The organism is Pantoea rwandensis (assembly GCF_002095475.1).
GTDB classification, from domain to species: Bacteria; Pseudomonadota; Gammaproteobacteria; order Enterobacterales; family Enterobacteriaceae; genus Pantoea; species Pantoea rwandensis.
This window is the reverse complement of the sequence record NZ_MLFR01000038.1, coordinates 1-16,244: the sequence shown is the minus strand read 5'-3', so window position 1 is coordinate 16,244 and position 16,244 is coordinate 1. Positions and strand designations below refer to the sequence as shown.

Annotated in this window: 15 protein-coding genes and 1 tRNA gene; all 16 read left to right on the top strand. The window is 53.6% G+C overall.

The features are described from left to right. Positions 1–93 precede the first annotated feature (93 nt). The 16 genes from sucA (at position 94) to HA51_RS23935 (ending at position 16,183) form a co-directional block, all read left to right on the top strand. A complete protein-coding gene (gene sucA / locus HA51_RS24010) occupies positions 94–2,901 on the top strand; it encodes a 2-oxoglutarate dehydrogenase E1 component (RefSeq protein ID WP_084937722.1) in 2,808 nt (935 codons plus the stop codon). Between the two features lie 15 nt (positions 2,902–2,916). Beyond that, positions 2,917–4,137 (top strand): 2-oxoglutarate dehydrogenase complex dihydrolipoyllysine-residue succinyltransferase, encoded by a 1,221-nt coding sequence (odhB, locus tag HA51_RS24005; protein WP_084937719.1) that lies wholly within the window; start codon positions 2,917–2,919, stop codon positions 4,135–4,137. 61 nt (positions 4,138–4,198) lie between these two features. Further along, positions 4,199–5,365 carry an ADP-forming succinate--CoA ligase subunit beta gene (sucC, locus tag HA51_RS24000; RefSeq protein ID WP_084937717.1) on the top strand — a complete coding sequence of 389 codons (1,167 nt, stop codon included), beginning with the start codon at positions 4,199–4,201 and terminating at the stop codon, positions 5,363–5,365. Then, positions 5,365–6,240, top strand: coding sequence for a succinate--CoA ligase subunit alpha (gene sucD / locus HA51_RS23995; RefSeq protein WP_084937714.1), 876 nt, complete (start codon positions 5,365–5,367; stop codon positions 6,238–6,240). The genes sucC and sucD overlap by 1 nt, the downstream gene beginning before the upstream one ends. A gap of 702 nt (positions 6,241–6,942) precedes the next feature. Further along, on the top strand, positions 6,943–8,514 hold the full coding sequence (cydA, locus tag HA51_RS23990; RefSeq protein WP_084937711.1) for a cytochrome ubiquinol oxidase subunit I: 1,572 nt from the start codon (positions 6,943–6,945) through the stop codon (positions 8,512–8,514). Positions 8,515–8,525: 11 nt separating this feature from the next. Further along, positions 8,526–9,665 (top strand): cytochrome d ubiquinol oxidase subunit II, encoded by a 1,140-nt coding sequence (cydB, locus tag HA51_RS23985; protein ID WP_084937709.1) that lies wholly within the window; start codon positions 8,526–8,528, stop codon positions 9,663–9,665. Positions 9,666–9,680: 15 nt separating this feature from the next. Next, positions 9,681–9,794, top strand: coding sequence for a cytochrome bd-I oxidase subunit CydX (cydX, locus tag HA51_RS23980; RefSeq protein ID WP_058962355.1), 114 nt, complete (start codon positions 9,681–9,683; stop codon positions 9,792–9,794). Then, complete coding sequence (gene ybgE / locus HA51_RS23975; RefSeq protein ID WP_084937706.1) at positions 9,794–10,087, top strand: cyd operon protein YbgE; 294 nt, start codon at positions 9,794–9,796, stop codon at positions 10,085–10,087. The genes cydX and ybgE overlap by 1 nt, the downstream gene beginning before the upstream one ends. A 191-nt stretch (positions 10,088–10,278) precedes the next feature. Beyond that, complete coding sequence (ybgC, locus tag HA51_RS23970) at positions 10,279–10,701, top strand: tol-pal system-associated acyl-CoA thioesterase (RefSeq protein WP_425435789.1); 423 nt, start codon at positions 10,279–10,281, stop codon at positions 10,699–10,701. Then, a complete protein-coding gene (tolQ, locus tag HA51_RS23965; RefSeq protein WP_084937702.1) occupies positions 10,698–11,384 on the top strand; it encodes a Tol-Pal system protein TolQ in 687 nt (228 codons plus the stop codon). Before ybgC ends, tolQ begins: the two co-directional genes overlap by 4 nt. 13 nt (positions 11,385–11,397) lie before the next feature. Next, positions 11,398–11,826, top strand: a complete 429-nt coding sequence (gene tolR / locus HA51_RS23960) for a colicin uptake protein TolR (RefSeq protein ID WP_034829164.1) — start codon at positions 11,398–11,400, stop codon at positions 11,824–11,826. 25 nt (positions 11,827–11,851) lie between these two features. Then, a complete protein-coding gene (gene tolA / locus HA51_RS23955) occupies positions 11,852–13,141 on the top strand; it encodes a cell envelope integrity protein TolA (RefSeq protein ID WP_084937700.1) in 1,290 nt (429 codons plus the stop codon). A gap of 115 nt (positions 13,142–13,256) precedes the next feature. Beyond that, positions 13,257–14,552 (top strand): Tol-Pal system beta propeller repeat protein TolB, encoded by a 1,296-nt coding sequence (gene tolB, locus HA51_RS23950; protein ID WP_084937697.1) that lies wholly within the window; start codon positions 13,257–13,259, stop codon positions 14,550–14,552. Positions 14,553–14,616: 64 nt separating this feature from the next. Beyond that, positions 14,617–15,132 carry a peptidoglycan-associated lipoprotein Pal gene (gene pal / locus HA51_RS23945; RefSeq protein ID WP_084937695.1) on the top strand — a complete coding sequence of 172 codons (516 nt, stop codon included), beginning with the start codon at positions 14,617–14,619 and terminating at the stop codon, positions 15,130–15,132. 9 nt (positions 15,133–15,141) lie between these two features. Continuing rightward, positions 15,142–15,942 (top strand): cell division protein CpoB, encoded by an 801-nt coding sequence (gene cpoB, locus HA51_RS23940; protein ID WP_084937692.1) that lies wholly within the window; start codon positions 15,142–15,144, stop codon positions 15,940–15,942. Between the two features lie 165 nt (positions 15,943–16,107). Continuing rightward, a tRNA-Lys gene (locus HA51_RS23935) sits at positions 16,108–16,183 on the top strand. Positions 16,184–16,244: the final 61 nt, after the last annotated feature.

The following is a 16,244-nucleotide window of genomic DNA, read 5'->3' as shown; positions in this document are numbered from 1 at the left end:
ATAGGTTCGTATCGCTGAACTCACTACGGCAAGCCGCGAAAGCGGCAACAAATGAAACCTCATAAAAAGCAGATTAATGCTTAAGGGATCACAATGCAGAACAGCGCGATGAAACCCTGGCTGGACTCCTCCTGGCTGGCCGGCGCGAACCAATCCTACATAGAGCAACTCTATGAGGATTTCCTGACCGATCCTGACTCTGTTGATGAAATGTGGCGTGAGCTGTTCCAACAGCTGCCCGGCACCGGCGTGAAACCTGAGCAGTTTCACTCCACCACGCGTGATTACTTCCGCCGCCTGGCAAAAGATGCGACCCGTTACACATCCTCAGTCACCGATCCGGCTACTAATTCCAAACAGGTTAAAGTGCTGCAGCTGATCAATGCGTTCCGCTTCCGCGGCCATCAGCACGCTAACCTCGATCCGTTAGGCTTGTGGAAACAAGACCCTGTCGCGGATCTTGAACCGGCTTATCACGATCTCACCGACGCCGATTTTCAGGAAAGCTTTAACGTAGGCTCTTTCGCCATTGGCAAAGAGACCATGAAGCTGGCTGATCTGTTCGCGGCGCTGCAGCAGACGTATTGTGGCTCGATTGGTGCAGAGTACATGCACATCAACAACACCGATGAGAAGCGCTGGATTCAACAGCGTCTGGAATCGGTGGTGGGCCATGCGTCATTCAGCAGTGACGAGAAAAAAGGTTTCCTGAAAGAGCTGACCGCGGCTGAAGGTCTGGAAAAATACCTCGGCGCGAAATTCCCGGGTGCAAAACGCTTCTCGCTGGAAGGCGGCGATGCGCTGGTGCCAATGCTGCGCGAAATGATTCGTCACGCGGGCAAAAGCGGTACGCGTGAAGTGGTCTTGGGGATGGCACACCGTGGTCGTCTCAACGTCCTGATCAACGTACTGGGTAAAAAGCCACAGGATCTGTTTGACGAGTTCTCAGGCAAACATAAAGAGCACCTCGGCACCGGCGACGTGAAGTACCACATGGGCTTCTCGTCTGACGTTGAGACCGAAGGTGGTTTAGTGCACCTGGCGCTGGCGTTCAACCCGTCACACCTCGAAATCGTTAGCCCAGTGGTTATGGGTTCGGTGCGTGCACGTCTGGATCGCCTGGCTGAGCCAAGCAGCAACAAAGTTCTGCCGATCACCATTCACGGTGATGCGGCGGTGATCGGCCAAGGCGTGGTGCAGGAAACCCTGAACATGTCTGCGGCGCGCGGTTACGAAGTGGGTGGTACCGTTCGCATCGTGATTAACAATCAGGTGGGTTTCACTACTTCCAACCCGAAAGATGCGCGTTCAACGCCTTACTGCACCGACATCGGCAAAATGGTACTGGCGCCGATCTTCCACGTGAATGCGGACGATCCGGAAGCGGTCGCTTTCGTCACTCGCCTCGCACTGGATTATCGCAACACCTTTAAGCGTGATGTATTTATCGATTTGGTGTGCTATCGCCGCCACGGTCACAACGAAGCGGATGAGCCAAGTGCAACCCAGCCGTTGATGTACCAGAAAATCAAAAAACACCCAACGCCGCGTAAGCTGTATGCAGACCAACTGGAAAGCGAAGGCGTTGCCACGCAGGAAGATGCCACCGAGCTGGTTAATCTGTACCGCGATGCGCTGGATGAAGGCGAATGCGTGGTGCCAGAATGGCGTCCGATGAGCCTGCACTCCTTCACCTGGTCGCCGTACCTGAACCACGAGTGGGATGAAAACTATCCTGCCACTGTTGAGTTCAAACGCCTGCAAGAGCTGGCGCGCCGCATCAGCAGCGTACCGGAAGCGGTTGAAGTGCAGTCGCGCGTGGCGAAGATTTACAACGACCGTAAAGAGATGGCGGAAGGCAACAAACTATTCGACTGGGGCGGTGCTGAAAACCTGGCATATGCGACCTTGGTTGATGAAGGCATTCCTGTCCGTCTGTCGGGTGAAGACTCCGGCCGCGGCACCTTCTTCCACCGCCATGCGGTGATCCACAACCAGACTAACGGCTCAACTTACACGCCACTGCACCATGTCCATAACGGCCAAGGTCAGTTCAAAGTGTGGGATTCCGTGCTGTCAGAAGAAGCGGTGCTGGCCTTTGAATACGGCTATGCCACTGCAGAACCGCGCGTGCTGACCATTTGGGAAGCGCAGTTCGGCGACTTCGCCAACGGTGCTCAGGTGGTTATTGACCAGTTCATCAGCTCCGGCGAGCAGAAGTGGGGCCGTATGTGCGGCCTGGTGATGCTGCTGCCGCACGGCTATGAAGGCCAGGGTCCAGAGCACTCCTCAGCGCGTCTGGAACGCTATCTGCAACTCTGTGCTGAACAGAACATGCAGGTGTGCGTGCCGTCAACGCCAGCTCAGGTTTACCACATGCTGCGCCGTCAAGCGCTGCGCGGTATGCGCCGTCCGCTGATCGTGATGTCACCGAAATCGCTGCTGCGCCATCCACTGGCGGTCTCCAGCCTGGAAGAACTGGCCAATGGCAGCTTCCAACCGGCGATTGGCGAAATCGACGATCTGGATCCGAAGCAAGTGAAACGCGTGGTGATGTGTTCCGGTAAGGTTTATTACGATCTGCTGGAACAGCGTCGCAAGAATGAGAAGAACGATGTCGCCATCGTGCGTATCGAACAGCTCTATCCGTTCCCGCACAAAGTGGTGCAGGACGTATTGAAAAATTATGCCCATGTGCAGGATTTCGTCTGGTGTCAGGAAGAGCCACTGAACCAGGGCGCATGGTATTGCAGTCAGCATCATTTCCGCGAAGTGGTTCCATTCGGTGCGTCACTGCGTTACGCAGGTCGTCCGGCTTCTGCTTCACCAGCCGTGGGCTACATGTCCGTACATCAACAACAGCAGCAAGACCTGGTTAACGACGCGCTGAACCTTGGTTAATTAAAAGGAAAGAAAATGAGTAGCGTAGAAATTCTGGTTCCCGATTTGCCTGAATCCGTAGCGGACGCAACGGTTGCAACCTGGCACAAAAAACCCGGCGATGCGGTCAGTCGCGACGAAGTACTGGTTGAGATTGAAACGGACAAAGTTGTGCTGGAAGTGCCTGCTTCAGCAGACGGTGTACTGGAAGCGATTCTGGAAGATGAAGGCGCAACGGTGCTCTCGCGCCAGCTGTTAGGCCGCCTGGTGGAAGGCAACAGCGGTGGTAAAGAGACGTCTGCGAAAGTAGAAAGCAATGAAGCAACACCAGAACAGCGTAAAACCGCATCCCTGGAAGAAGAAAGCAACGATGCGCTGAGCCCAGCGGTTCGTCGCCTGATCGCTGAAAACAACCTCGATGCCAGCCAGATTAAAGGCACCGGTGTAGGCGGTCGTCTGACGCGAGAAGATGTTGAGAAGCATGTCGCTAAGAAAGCCGACGGCGCGAAAGCAGCCCCTGCAGCAGCGGCGGCAGCACCACAAGCCGCTGTGGCTAATCGCAGCGAGAAACGCGTGCCAATGACGCGTCTGCGTAAGCGTGTGGCTGAGCGTCTGCTGGAAGCGAAAAACAGCACCGCGATGCTGACCACCTTCAACGAAATCAACATGAAGCCGATCATGGACCTGCGCAAGCAGTACGGCGACGCGTTTGAAAAACGTCACGGTGTGCGTCTGGGCTTCATGTCCTTCTACATCAAAGCGGTAGTTGAAGCGCTGAAACGCTATCCAGAAGTAAACGCTTCTATCGATGGCGAAGATGTGGTGTACCACAACTACTTCGACGTCAGCATCGCGGTGTCTACCCCGCGCGGTCTGGTGACCCCAGTGCTGAAAGATGTTGATGCGCTGAGCATGGCTGACATCGAGAAGAAAATTAAAGAACTGGCGGTGAAAGGCCGTGACGGCAAGCTGACAGTTGAAGAGCTGACCGGCGGTAACTTCACCATCACCAACGGTGGTGTGTTCGGTTCCCTGATGTCTACCCCGATCATCAACCCACCGCAGAGCGCGATTCTGGGCATGCACGCGATCAAAGAGCGCCCGATGGCGGTCAATGGCCAAGTGGTGATCCTGCCAATGATGTATCTGGCTCTCTCTTACGACCACCGTCTGATCGATGGCCGTGAATCCGTTGGCTATCTGGTCGCGGTGAAAGAGATGCTGGAAGATCCGGCACGTCTGTTGCTGGACGTCTAATTTTCGCCGGGCGCGCCGCATATTGGTGCGCCCAAACTCATATCTGAATGGATAGAACATCATGAACTTACATGAATACCAGGCGAAGCAGTTGTTTGCTCGCTATGGCATGCCAGCTCCAACTGGTTACGCCTGCGCTACGCCACGTGAAGCAGAAGAAGCCGCCTCTAAAATTGGCGCAGGTCCGTGGGTAGTAAAATGTCAGGTACATGCCGGTGGCCGCGGTAAAGCGGGTGGCGTGAAAGTGGTGAACAGCAAGGAAGATATCCGTGCATTTGCTGAGCATTGGTTGGGCAAGCGTCTGGTGACCTACCAAACTGATGCACACGGTCAGCCGGTAAACCAGATTCTGGTAGAAGCCGCGACTGACATCGATCAGGAACTGTATCTGGGTGCGGTGGTTGACCGTGCTACCCGTCGTGTGATCTTCATGGCTTCAACTGAAGGCGGCGTGGAAATCGAGAAAGTGGCGGAAGAAACCCCGCACCTGATCCACAAAATGGCGCTGGATCCACTGGCCGGTCCTCAGCCTTATCAAGGCCGTGAACTGGCGTTCAAACTGGGTCTGTCCGGTAAGCAAGTTAGTCAGTTCACCAAAATCTTTATGGGTCTGGCGACCATGTTCCTGGAGCGCGACCTGGCGATGGTTGAGATCAACCCGCTGGTGATCACTAAGCAGGGCGACCTGATCTGCCTCGATGGCAAACTGGGAGCAGACGGCAACGCACTGTTCCGTCAGCCTGAGCTGCGTGAAATGCGCGATCCAAGCCAGGAAGATCCACGTGAAGCGCACGCGACACAGTGGGAACTGAACTACGTTGCGCTGGATGGCAATATCGGCTGTATGGTAAACGGTGCCGGTCTGGCAATGGGTACCATGGACATCGTGAAACACCACGGTGGCCAGCCAGCTAACTTCCTTGATGTAGGTGGCGGCGCGACCAAAGAGCGCGTAACCGAAGCCTTCAAAATCATCCTGTCTGACGATGCTGTTAAAGCGGTATTCGTTAACATCTTCGGCGGCATCGTACGTTGCGATCTGATCGCAGACGGCATCATCGGTGCAGTAGCAGAAGTGGGTGTGAACGTGCCAGTTGTGGTGCGTCTGGAAGGTAACAACGCCGAGCTGGGCGCGCAGAAACTGGCCGACAGCGGTCTGAACATCATTGCAGCAACCAGCCTGACAGACGCTGCGCAGCGTGTTGTTGCTGCCGCGGAGGGTAAATAATGTCCATTCTTATCGACAAAAACACCAAAGTCATTTGCCAAGGTTTCACCGGTGGCCAGGGGACTTTCCACTCTGAGCAGGCTTTGGCCTATGGTACGCAGTTGGTTGGCGGTGTCACGCCAGGCAAAGGCGGCACCACGCATCTCGGTCTGCCAGTGTTCAACACTGTACGTGAAGCGGTAGAAGCCACTGGCGCGACTGCCACCGTGATCTACGTTCCAGCCCCATTCTGTAAAGATGGCATCCTGGAAGCTATCGACGCAGGCATCAAACTGATCATCACCATCACCGAAGGTATCCCTACACTGGATATGCTGACCGTGAAAGTGAAATTGGATGAAGCTGGCGTGCGCATGATCGGCCCGAACTGCCCAGGTGTGATCACCCCAGGCGAATGTAAGATCGGCATCATGCCAGGTCACATTCACCAGCCAGGCCGCGTAGGCATCGTGTCTCGTTCAGGCACCCTGACTTATGAAGCGGTTAAGCAGACCACTGACATCGGCTACGGCCAGTCAACCTGCGTCGGTATCGGTGGTGACCCGATCCCAGGTTCTAACTTCATCGATATCCTGAAAATGTTCCAGGATGATGCCCAGACCGAAGTGATCGTCATGATCGGTGAGATCGGTGGTAGCGCTGAAGAAGAAGCCGCAGCCTTCATCAAAGAGCACGTGACCAAGCCGGTTGTCGGCTACATTGCGGGTGTGACTGCACCGAAAGGCAAACGTATGGGCCACGCAGGCGCCATCATTGCCGGTGGTAAAGGCACCGCTGATGAGAAATTCGCAGCGCTGGAAGCGGCCGGTGTGAAAACCGTACGTAGCCTGGCTGACATTGGCGACGCAGTTAAAGCGGTTCTGCCAATCAAATAAGCCGTCACTTGTGATGAGTATGAAGCCACCTTCGGGTGGCTTTTTTTATGCCTGAAAGGGCAGGGGAGGCGATTGGCAACAACGCCCTGTGCAGAGCCACACAAAAAGCAGGGAAAAACCCTAACGGGGATAAAATCTGCGGCTATGCTTACTGGGTTGGAAAGGTAAAGATTAGAAAATGTGCGTGATTTCACATGGGAAATCAAACCTTAGCATCCGGTATTAACGTTAAAAAAATGCGGGAGAAGTAATTATTTGCTTAATTGCATCACTCGTTGATGACAACTAATTAACAACAACGCTAACACTACATACCTGAAAAATTATTGTGTTAATCCAGATCAATAAACCGTGAGATATAACAAACTTTACTGCTGGCATCACGCACGACAAACGGTATAAATTGCGCTGCATCAATTCAGTCTTTTCCGAAATTTTTCAGGAGTTTGAGCCAAGCGTTGTTAGCGCAATTCTGCTGCCTCCACGCATCACACTCTTAATCGAAACAGATTGAAGCGATCGGTTTTTCGGGAATTTTCATCACTGTTACTCACTCATTTCGGGCTACAGATTTCTCTGTTCTGTCAGTAATAAAACTGGAATCAATAATCAGTCGTTCCTGGATCTTATTCTGCACGTCAATGTTCGTTGTTTATCGTTGTCAGCCGCAGAATAAATTCATGCGAGGAGCAAGGAGTCATCATGTTAGATATTGTCGAGCTGTCGCGTTTACAGTTTGCCCTGACGGCGATGTACCATTTCCTGTTCGTCCCTTTAACGCTGGGTATGGCGTTTTTGTTGGCGATCATGGAAACCGTATATGTCCTGACGGGTAAGCAAATTTATAAAGATATGACCAAGTTCTGGGGCAAGTTGTTTGGTATCAACTTTGCGCTGGGCGTCGCAACCGGTCTGACCATGGAGTTTCAGTTCGGGACCAACTGGTCATATTACTCCCACTACGTCGGCGATATCTTCGGTGCGCCGCTCGCCATTGAAGGCTTGATGGCGTTCTTCCTTGAATCCACCTTCGTCGGTCTGTTCTTCTTCGGTTGGGATCGCCTCGGCAAAGTCCAGCACCTTGCGGTGACCTGGCTGGTGGCGCTCGGTTCTAACATGTCCGCACTGTGGATTCTGGTGGCAAACGGTTGGATGCAAAACCCGATCGCCTCTGAATTCAATTTCGAAACCATGCGCATGGAGATGGTGAGCTTCTCTGAACTGGTGCTCAACCCGGTTGCGCAGGTGAAATTTGTTCACACCGTCGCCGCAGGGTACACCGCCGGCGCGATGTTCGTGCTGGGTATCAGTGCCTGGTATCTGCTGAAAGGCCGCGATGTGGCATTCGCTAAGCGTTCATTCGGTATTGCCGCCAGCTTCGGTATGGCCGCGATCCTGTCGGTGATCGTCTTGGGTGATGAGTCCGGTTACGAAATGGGTGACGTGCAGAAAACCAAACTGGCGGCAATTGAAGCCGAGTGGGAAACGCAGCCAGCACCTGCTGCCTTCACGCTGTTTGGTATTCCCGATCAGGATTCGCAGGAGAACAAGTACGCCATTCAAATCCCGTATTTACTCGGACTGATTGCGACGCGATCGGTAGATACACCCGTCACCGGTCTGAAAGATCTGTTGTCGCAGCATGAAGTGCGCATCCGAAACGGCATGAAAGCCTATGCGTTGCTGAACGAACTGCGGGCAGGTAGCAAAGATCCCGCAGTGCGTAGCCAGTTCGAAGCCAGCAAACAGGATCTGGGTTATGGCTTACTGCTGAAGCGCTATACCCCGGATGTGGCCAATGCCACCGAAGCGCAGATCCAGAAAGCCACGCAGGACTCGATCCCACGCGTTGCGCCACTCTACTTTGCTTTCCGCATCATGGTGCTGTGTGGTGTGCTGCTGATGGGCATCATCGCGCTGTCCTTCTGGAGCGTGATTCGTAATCGCATTGGTAAGAGTCGCTGGTTGCTCAAAGCTGCGCTGTACGGTATTCCGCTGCCGTGGATAGCCATCGAATCGGGCTGGTTTGTCGCTGAGTATGGCCGTCAACCTTGGGCGATTGGTGAAGTATTACCGACTGCCGTAGCGAACTCTTCGCTGACCGTTGGCGATCTGCTGTTCTCGATGATTCTGATTTGCGGTCTCTATACGCTGTTCCTGGTGGCAGAAATGTATTTGATGTTCAAATTTGCCCGACTGGGGCCAAGCAGCCTGAAAACCGGCCGCTACCATCATGAAACCGTGAAAGCGGCCGCTCAGCCAGCACGTGGATAAGGAGAGCAACCATGTTTGATTATGAAGTTTTGCGCTTTGTCTGGTGGTTGCTGATTGGCATCCTGCTGATTGGCTTCGCTGTGACGGATGGCTTTGATATGGGGGTCGGTATGCTGACTCGCATCCTCGGCCGTACAGATACTGAACGTCGTATTATGATCAACAGCATCGCACCGCACTGGGATGGCAACCAGGTTTGGCTGATCACCGCCGGTGGTGCGTTATTCGCTGCCTGGCCAATGGTCTATGCCGCGGCGTTTTCCGGTTTTTATGTGGCGATGATTCTGGTGCTGGCCTCACTGTTCTTCCGCCCGGTTGGCTTTGACTACCGTTCGAAGATTGAAGATACGCGCTGGCGTAACACCTGGGACTGGGGCATCTTCATCGGCAGTTTTGTACCACCTCTGGTGATTGGTGTGGCGTTTGGCAATCTGCTACAGGGCGTACCTTTCCATGCGGATGAGTATCTGCGTCTGTTCTACACCGGTAATTTCTTCCAGTTGCTGAATCCATTTGGCTTGCTGGCGGGGGTGATCAGTGTGGCGATGATTCTGACGCAAGGCGCAACCTATCTGCAGATGCGTACCAACGGCGAACTCCACCTGCGCTCGCGCGGCACCGCGCAGATCAGTGCGCTGGTGATGATGGTGTGCTTCGTGCTGGCAGGCGTGTGGGTGAAATACGGTATTGATGGCTATGTGGTGAAAAGCGTCCTCGATCACCATGCGGCATCTAACCCGCTGGGCAAAGAGGTGGTACGCGAAGCCGGTGCATGGCTGGTCAACTTTGAGAAGACGCCTGTCTTGTGGCTGTTCCCGGTACTGGGTGTGCTGCTGCCATTGTTGACGGTGCTGTGCTCTCGCATGGAAAAAGGGGCGTGGGCGTTTATCTTCTCCTCTCTGACACTGGCCTGCGTGATTATGACGGCGGGTATTGCGATGTTCCCGTTCATCATGCCATCCAGTACCGTGCCAGGAACCAGCCTGACCATGTGGGATGCCACATCTAGCCTGCTGACATTAAAAGTCATGACTTTTGCTGCCGCCATCTTCGTTCCGCTCATCTTGGTGTACACCACCTGGTGTTACTACAAGATGTTTGGCCGTATCACCAAAGAACACATTGAGAGCAATACGCACTCCCTGTACTGATTAAGGAGATTGAGCATGTGGTATTTTGCCTGGATTCTCGGCACCTTGCTGGCCTGTGCGTTTGGCGTGATCACGGCGCTGGCGATTGAGCAAGCAGAAGAGAGTGGCGCGAAGGACAAACAGCACTGATGCGCACGCTGATTCAGACGCTTTACGGTCTGATGGATAAGGGCCCATTGCGGGCCCTTTCGCTGATTCTGGCATTGTGGCTGGCCGGTTGTGTTATTTGGCAACCGTCGCGCTTTGCTGCCCGCACCAGCGAGTTAGCCATCTGGCACGGATTGTTGTTGATTTGGGCGGTGTGTGCTGGCGTGGTACACGGCACAGGATTTCGTCCACAGCAAACACGCTGGCGAGCAGTTTTCGCGCCATTGCCTGCGATGATCATTTTGATTCTGGGAATTTACTGGTTCTATCATTAAGTCCTGCCTCAGGACCAAAATCCGCGCATTTTTATGTCTAAATTCAGGGGCTGACGTGAGTTTTTGTCAGCGCCTGGTCAAGAAATATCCCAAAAATCCTTCCAGTTGTTAACGTGTGATAATTATTTTCTCCAGGCTCTGGCGGACCATTCCCAAGCCGATCTCACTTGCGTATAGTAGCAACGTTTAAAATGAGACCGGGATGTAGAGTGAGTACAACGCTGTTTCGCTGGCCGGTTCGGGTCTATTACGAAGACACTGACGCCGGTGGTGTGGTTTACCACGCCAGTTATCTTGCTTTCTATGAACGAGCACGTACCGAGATGTTGCGCCAGCATCATTTCAATCAACAAGCCCTGTTGGAAGAACAGGTGGCGTTTGTGGTACGACGCATGACGATAGACTTCGTTGCCGCAGCACGTCTTGACGATCTTCTGGATATCCAGAGTGAAGTGACTGCCATGACGCGCGCAACCATGACGTTCTCGCAGCGTATCGTGAATGCAGAAGGCAAAGTGCTGAATGAAGCAGAAGTCATGATTGCCTGCATCAACCCACATCTAATGAAGCCGATTGCGCTTCCCAAGTCTATTGTCGCGGAGTTCAAGCAGTGACTGACATGAATGTTCTTGATTTGTTCCTGAAGGCGAGCCTTCTGGTCAAACTTATCATGTTGATTTTGATCGGCTTTTCTATTGCCTCTTGGGCGATCATTATTCAGCGCACGCGCATCCTGAATGCGGCGGGCCGTGAAGCCGAAGCGTTTGAAGATAAGTTCTGGTCAGGTATCGAATTATCGCGCCTGTATCAGGAGAGCCAGGGACGCCGTGATGAACTGGGCGGCTCTGAGCAGATTTTCTATTCGGGCTTTAAAGAGTTTGCGCGTTTACATCGTGCGAATAACCACGCACCTGAAGCGGTGGTGGAGGGCGCGAGCCGCGCGATGCGTATTTCCTTGAACCGTGAACTGGAAGCGTTGGAAAATCACATTCCTTTCCTTGGCACCGTCGGTTCCATCAGTCCGTATATTGGTCTGTTTGGTACAGTGTGGGGGATCATGCACGCCTTTATCGCACTGGGTGCGGTTAAGCAGGCCACGCTGCAGATGGTTGCGCCGGGTATCGCCGAAGCGCTGATTGCCACTGCTATCGGTCTGTTCGCGGCCATTCCTGCCGTTATGGCGTACAACCGTCTGAACCAGCGAGTGAATAAGCTGGAGCAGGGCTACGACAACTTTATGGAAGAGTTCACGGCTATCCTGCATCGTCAGGCTTTCTCCACCGACAACACGAAGTAAGTCGAGGTTAACGATGGCCAGAACCCGTGGTCGCGGGCGCCGCGACCTTAAGTCGGAAATCAACATTGTTCCACTGCTGGACGTGCTGTTGGTGTTGCTGCTCATCTTTATGGCAACGGCACCGATTATTACGCAAAGCGTGGAAGTGGATCTGCCTGACGCGACCGATTCTAAAACGGTCTCAACGGACGATAACCCCCCCGTCATTGTTGAGGTGGCGGGTGTCGGTCAGTACAGCCTGGTGGTGGATCACGATCGTATGACGCAACTGCCGCCGGAACAGGTGGTGAGCGAAGCACAGCGTCGCATCGAAGCCAATCCGAAGACGGTGTTCCTGATTGGTGGTGCGAAAGACGTGCCTTACGACGAAATCATCAAGGCGCTGAACCTGTTACATCAGGCTGGCGTGAAATCTGTCGGTTTGATGACACAGCCGATTTAAAGCGAACCGTTTTTGGGATCCGAGAGTGTCGAAGGTAACCGAGCAGAACGACAAGTTAAAACGCGCGATAATCATTTCGGTGATTCTGCACATCGTGCTGATTGCCCTGCTGATTTGGAGCTCGTTTAACGAAAAGATCGAATCCAGCGGCGGCGGTGGCGGCAGTGATATTGATGCCGTGATGGTCGATTCCGGCGCCGTGGTTGAACAATACAACCGCCAGCAGAATCAACAACGTGACAGCCAACGTGCCGAGCAGCAGCGACAGAAGCAGTCTCAGCAGCAGGCCGAAGAGTTACAGCAGAAGCAAGCCGCTGAACAGCAGCGTCTAAAAGAGATGGAAAAAGAGCGACTGCAGGCGCAGCAAGAAGCCAAAGAGCAGGCGAAACAGCAGGCTGAGCAGCAGAAAGCCGCTGAGACCGCCGCCAAGCAGGCGCAGGACCAGCAGAAAGCGGCGGAAGCTGCTGCGGCGAAAGCTAAATCCGATGCGAAAGCAGAGGCGGATGCCCAAGCTAAAGCGGCCGCAGATGCCAAAGCTAAAGCGGTAGAAGAGGCTAAGCAGGCTGCAGCGGACGCAAAGAAGAAAGCGGACGAGCAGGCCAAAGCAGCAGCGGCTGAAGCGGCGAAAGAGAAAGCGGTAGAGCAAGCCAAAGCTGCCGCCGAAGCGAAAGCACAAGCGGCTGCCGAGGCCAAAGCGCAGGCTGCTGCAGACGCTAAAGCGAAAGCGGCTCAGGAAGCGAAAGAAGCTAAAGAGCAAGCGGCGGCAGAAGCGAAAGAAGCAAAAGCGGCTGAAGCGGCAAAAGAGAAAGCTGCGACCGAGGCGAAAGCCAAGGCCGATGCTGCTGCGAAGGCGAAAGCAGACGCTGCGGCGAAAGCGAAAGCGGCTGCCGATGCTAAGAAGAAAGCCGCCTCTGAAGCTGCGAAGAATGAAAGTGACGTTGATGACCTGTTAGGTGGACTCTCGTCTGGTAAGAATGCACCGAAAAGTGGCACGGCTTCTGGCGGTGCAGCGGGGCAGGGGAATCAGAAGAAAGCGGGTGCATCAGGCGCAGAGATTAACTCTTATATGGGCCAGGTCGTTGGCGCGATTCAAAGTCGCTTCTATGATGCGGATACCTTTAAGGGTAAAGAGTGTAATCTGCGTATCAAGCTGGCACCAGATGGCTTGCTGATAGATGTTACATCAGAAGGTGGCGACCCGGCATTGTGCCAGGCTGCAATTACCGCCGCGAAGCAGGCTCGTATTCCTAAGCCACCATCGCAAGCAGTGTATGAAGTGTTTAAAAACGCCCCAATGCGTTTCAAACCGGAATAATGCAGTAACCCACGGCAGGTTGAACTAAGGTTAGCTTGCCGTAATTTATGAACACTCGTGTTTTTCAGGAACTGTGCGAATTATCGTGGACTCAGGTTCAGATAAGGGAGAAAAGATGAAGCAGGCACTTCGTGTAACCTTAGGTTTTTTTGTACTGCTGTGGGCGGCGATGCTGCACGCAGAAGTGCGCATTGAAATTACGCAGGGCGTGAATACCGCACGTCCAATTGGTGTGGTGCCGTTCAAATGGGCTGGCCCAGGCGCGGCACCTGAAGATATTGGCGGCATTGTCAGTGCTGACTTACGCAATAGCGGCAAATTTAACCCGCTGGATCGTTCACGTCTGCCACAGCAGCCAACCAGCGCGCAGGAAGTGCAACCTGCTGCCTGGAGTGCATTGGGTATTGATGCGGTCGTCGTGGGCCAGGTCACGCCTAACCCAGATGGCAGCTATCAGATTGCTTACCAACTGGTAGATACCGGTGGTGCACCGGGTACCGTGTTGGCGCAAAACTCTTACAAAGTCACCAAGCAGTGGTTGCGTTATGCAGGCCACACCGCCAGTGATGAAGTGTTTGAGAAGCTAACCGGTATTAAAGGCGCATTCCGTACGCGTATCGCTTACGTGGTGCAGACCAACGGCGGTCAGTTCCCGTATGAGCTGCGTGTGTCCGACTACGATGGCTACAACCAGTTCACCGTTCATCGTTCACCTGAACCGCTGATGTCTCCGGCCTGGTCACCAGACGGCAGCAAAGTGGCCTATGTGACGTTTGAGAGCGGTAAATCGGCACTGGTGGTGCAGACGCTGGCAAACGGTGCGATTCGTCAGGTGGCCTCTTATCCACGTCACAACGGTGCACCGGCCTTCTCGCCGGACGGCTCTAAACTGGCGTTCGCGCTGTCTAAAACTGGCAGCCTGAACCTGTATGTAATGGATCTGGCTTCAGGTCAGACGCGTCAGGTGACCGATGGTCGCTACAACAGCACCGAACCAACTTGGTTCCCGGACAGCCAGACACTGGCTTATACCTCGGATCAGGCAGGTGCGCCTCAGATTTATAAGATTGGTGTTAACGGCGGTGCGCCACAACGTATTACCTGGGAAGGTGCGCAGAACCAGGATGCGGATGTGTCTTCCGACGGCAAAACCATGGTGATGATCAGCAGCGCCGGTGGTGCTCAGCATGTCGCCAAACAAGATCTGGTAACGGGAGCCGTTCAAACAATAACGGACACGTTCCTGGATGAGACGCCAAGTCTGGCGCCTAACGGCACGATGGTAATCTATAGCTCTACTCAGGGGATGGGTTCCGTGTTGCAGTTGGTTTCAACAGATGGGCGTTTCAAAGCGCGTCTTCCGGCAACCGATGGACAGGTCAAATTCCCTGCCTGGTCGCCGTATCTGTAATGCATGAGTCCCCTGCACAGCGGGGGATGACAATGTATAGCAAACAAAATAATAGGATAAAGAAATGCAACTGAACAAAGTGCTGAAGGGTTTGATGCTGGCTCTGCCGGTAATCGCGGTGGCTGCATGTAGCTCGCACAAAAACAACAACAACGATCAGACTGGTATGGGCGCAGACAACGGCGCTTACGGTGCTGGCCAGAACGGTAACATGTCTTCTGACGAGCAAGCGCGCCTGCAGATGCAGCAGCTGCAGCAGAACAACATCGTTTACTTCGGTCTGGACAAATATGATGTGGCTTCTGACTATGCTCAGATGCTGGATCAGCACGCTAACTTCCTGCGTGGCAACCCGTCTTACAAAGTGACCATCGAAGGTCATGCGGATGAGCGCGGTACTCCAGAGTACAACATCGCCCTGGGCGAACGTCGTGCTAACGCCGTTAAAATGTACCTGCAAGGTAAAGGCGTGTCTGCTGACCAGATGTCTATCGTATCTTACGGTAAAGAAAAACCAGCTGTACTGGGTCATGACGAAGCGGCTTACGCTAAAAACCGTCGTGCCGTACTGGTTTACTAAGAGCATCATATGATGAGTAACTTCAGACTTCATCTGTTGAGTCTGTCGTTACTGGTTGGCGTAGCGGCTCCTTGGGCCGCTAATGCCCAAGCGTCAATCAGTAGCGTTGGCTCAGGCTCGGTCGAAGACCGTGTCACCAATCTTGAACGTATCTCTAATGCCCAGGCTCAGCTTCTGCAGCAACTGCAGCAGCAGATGAGTGACAACCAAAGCGATATCGATTCGCTGCGCGGCCAAATCCAGCAGAACAGCTATCAACTTAATCAGGTGGTCGAGCGCCAGAAGCAGCTCTATCAGCAGATTGATACGTTGAGCAGCGGTAATGCGGGCGCACAGGCGAGCGCTGGCGGTGATGCCGCAGCGGCGGGCGCAGCGGGAAACGCTGATGCAGGCGGCAGCAATGCCAGTGGAAGTTCCGCTGCCCCTGCGCAAACCGGCGATGCCAATACCGATTACAACGCAGCAGTCGCGCTGATTCTCGAGAAGAAGCAGTTCGATCAGGCTATTACTGCCTTGCAGGCGTGGGTGAAGAAGTATCCTGACTCCACCTATCAGCCAAATGCCAATTATTGGCTGGGTCAGTTGAATTACAACAAGGGTAAAAAGGATGATGCTGCCTATTATTTTGCCACTGTGGTAAAAAACTACGCAAAATCACCTAAAGCCCCAGAAGCGCTATTTAAAGTTGGCGTGATCATGCAAGAGAAGAACGATACGGCGAAAGCTAAAGCGGTCTATCAACAAGTGATCAAACAATTCCCAAATAGTGAATCTGCCAAGCTGGCGCAAAAGCGTCTGGCTGGGATGTAATTTGTGCAGTTGAGACCGGATTTCGTATGATTTCTGGTCTTGCAGCATGAAAGGTAAGCAATTGAGTGATTTGGTGAAAAATAAGGGTTGCGCCCTCCCGCTAAATCAGTAATATATGCCGCCGTTGCCCGGGCAGTTTAACAAAGCGTCCGGCAGCCTGAAGATGGGTCGTTAGCTCAGTTGGTAGAGCAGTTGACTTTTAATCAATTGGTCGCAGGTTCGAATCCTGCACGACCCACCATCTTAACCTGCTGTATGTTTAGATGTTTTCTTCAGAAGCTTCACAACCTTGATGGGTCGTT

What these genes read in the sequence shown, in the direction of transcription:
- pal (WP_084937695.1), top strand. Translation starts at nt 14,617, where the DNA reads ATGCAACTGAACAAAGTGCTGAAGGGTTTGATGCTGGCTCTGCCGGTA.
- cydA (WP_084937711.1), top strand. Translation starts at nt 6,943, where the DNA reads ATGTTAGATATTGTCGAGCTGTCGCGTTTACAGTTTGCCCTGACGGCG.
- sucD (WP_084937714.1), top strand. Translation starts at nt 5,365, where the DNA reads ATGTCCATTCTTATCGACAAAAACACCAAAGTCATTTGCCAAGGTTTC.
- cydB (WP_084937709.1), top strand. Translation starts at nt 8,526, where the DNA reads ATGTTTGATTATGAAGTTTTGCGCTTTGTCTGGTGGTTGCTGATTGGC.
- ybgC (WP_425435789.1), top strand. Translation starts at nt 10,279, where the DNA reads ATGAGACCGGGATGTAGAGTGAGTACAACGCTGTTTCGCTGGCCGGTT.
- cpoB (WP_084937692.1), top strand. Translation starts at nt 15,142, where the DNA reads ATGATGAGTAACTTCAGACTTCATCTGTTGAGTCTGTCGTTACTGGTT.
- cydX (WP_058962355.1), top strand. Translation starts at nt 9,681, where the DNA reads ATGTGGTATTTTGCCTGGATTCTCGGCACCTTGCTGGCCTGTGCGTTT.
- sucC (WP_084937717.1), top strand. Translation starts at nt 4,199, where the DNA reads ATGAACTTACATGAATACCAGGCGAAGCAGTTGTTTGCTCGCTATGGC.
- odhB (WP_084937719.1), top strand. Translation starts at nt 2,917, where the DNA reads ATGAGTAGCGTAGAAATTCTGGTTCCCGATTTGCCTGAATCCGTAGCG.
- sucA (WP_084937722.1), top strand. Translation starts at nt 94, where the DNA reads ATGCAGAACAGCGCGATGAAACCCTGGCTGGACTCCTCCTGGCTGGCC.
- tolR (WP_034829164.1), top strand. Translation starts at nt 11,398, where the DNA reads ATGGCCAGAACCCGTGGTCGCGGGCGCCGCGACCTTAAGTCGGAAATC.
- tolB (WP_084937697.1), top strand. Translation starts at nt 13,257, where the DNA reads ATGAAGCAGGCACTTCGTGTAACCTTAGGTTTTTTTGTACTGCTGTGG.
- ybgE (WP_084937706.1), top strand. Translation starts at nt 9,794, where the DNA reads ATGCGCACGCTGATTCAGACGCTTTACGGTCTGATGGATAAGGGCCCA.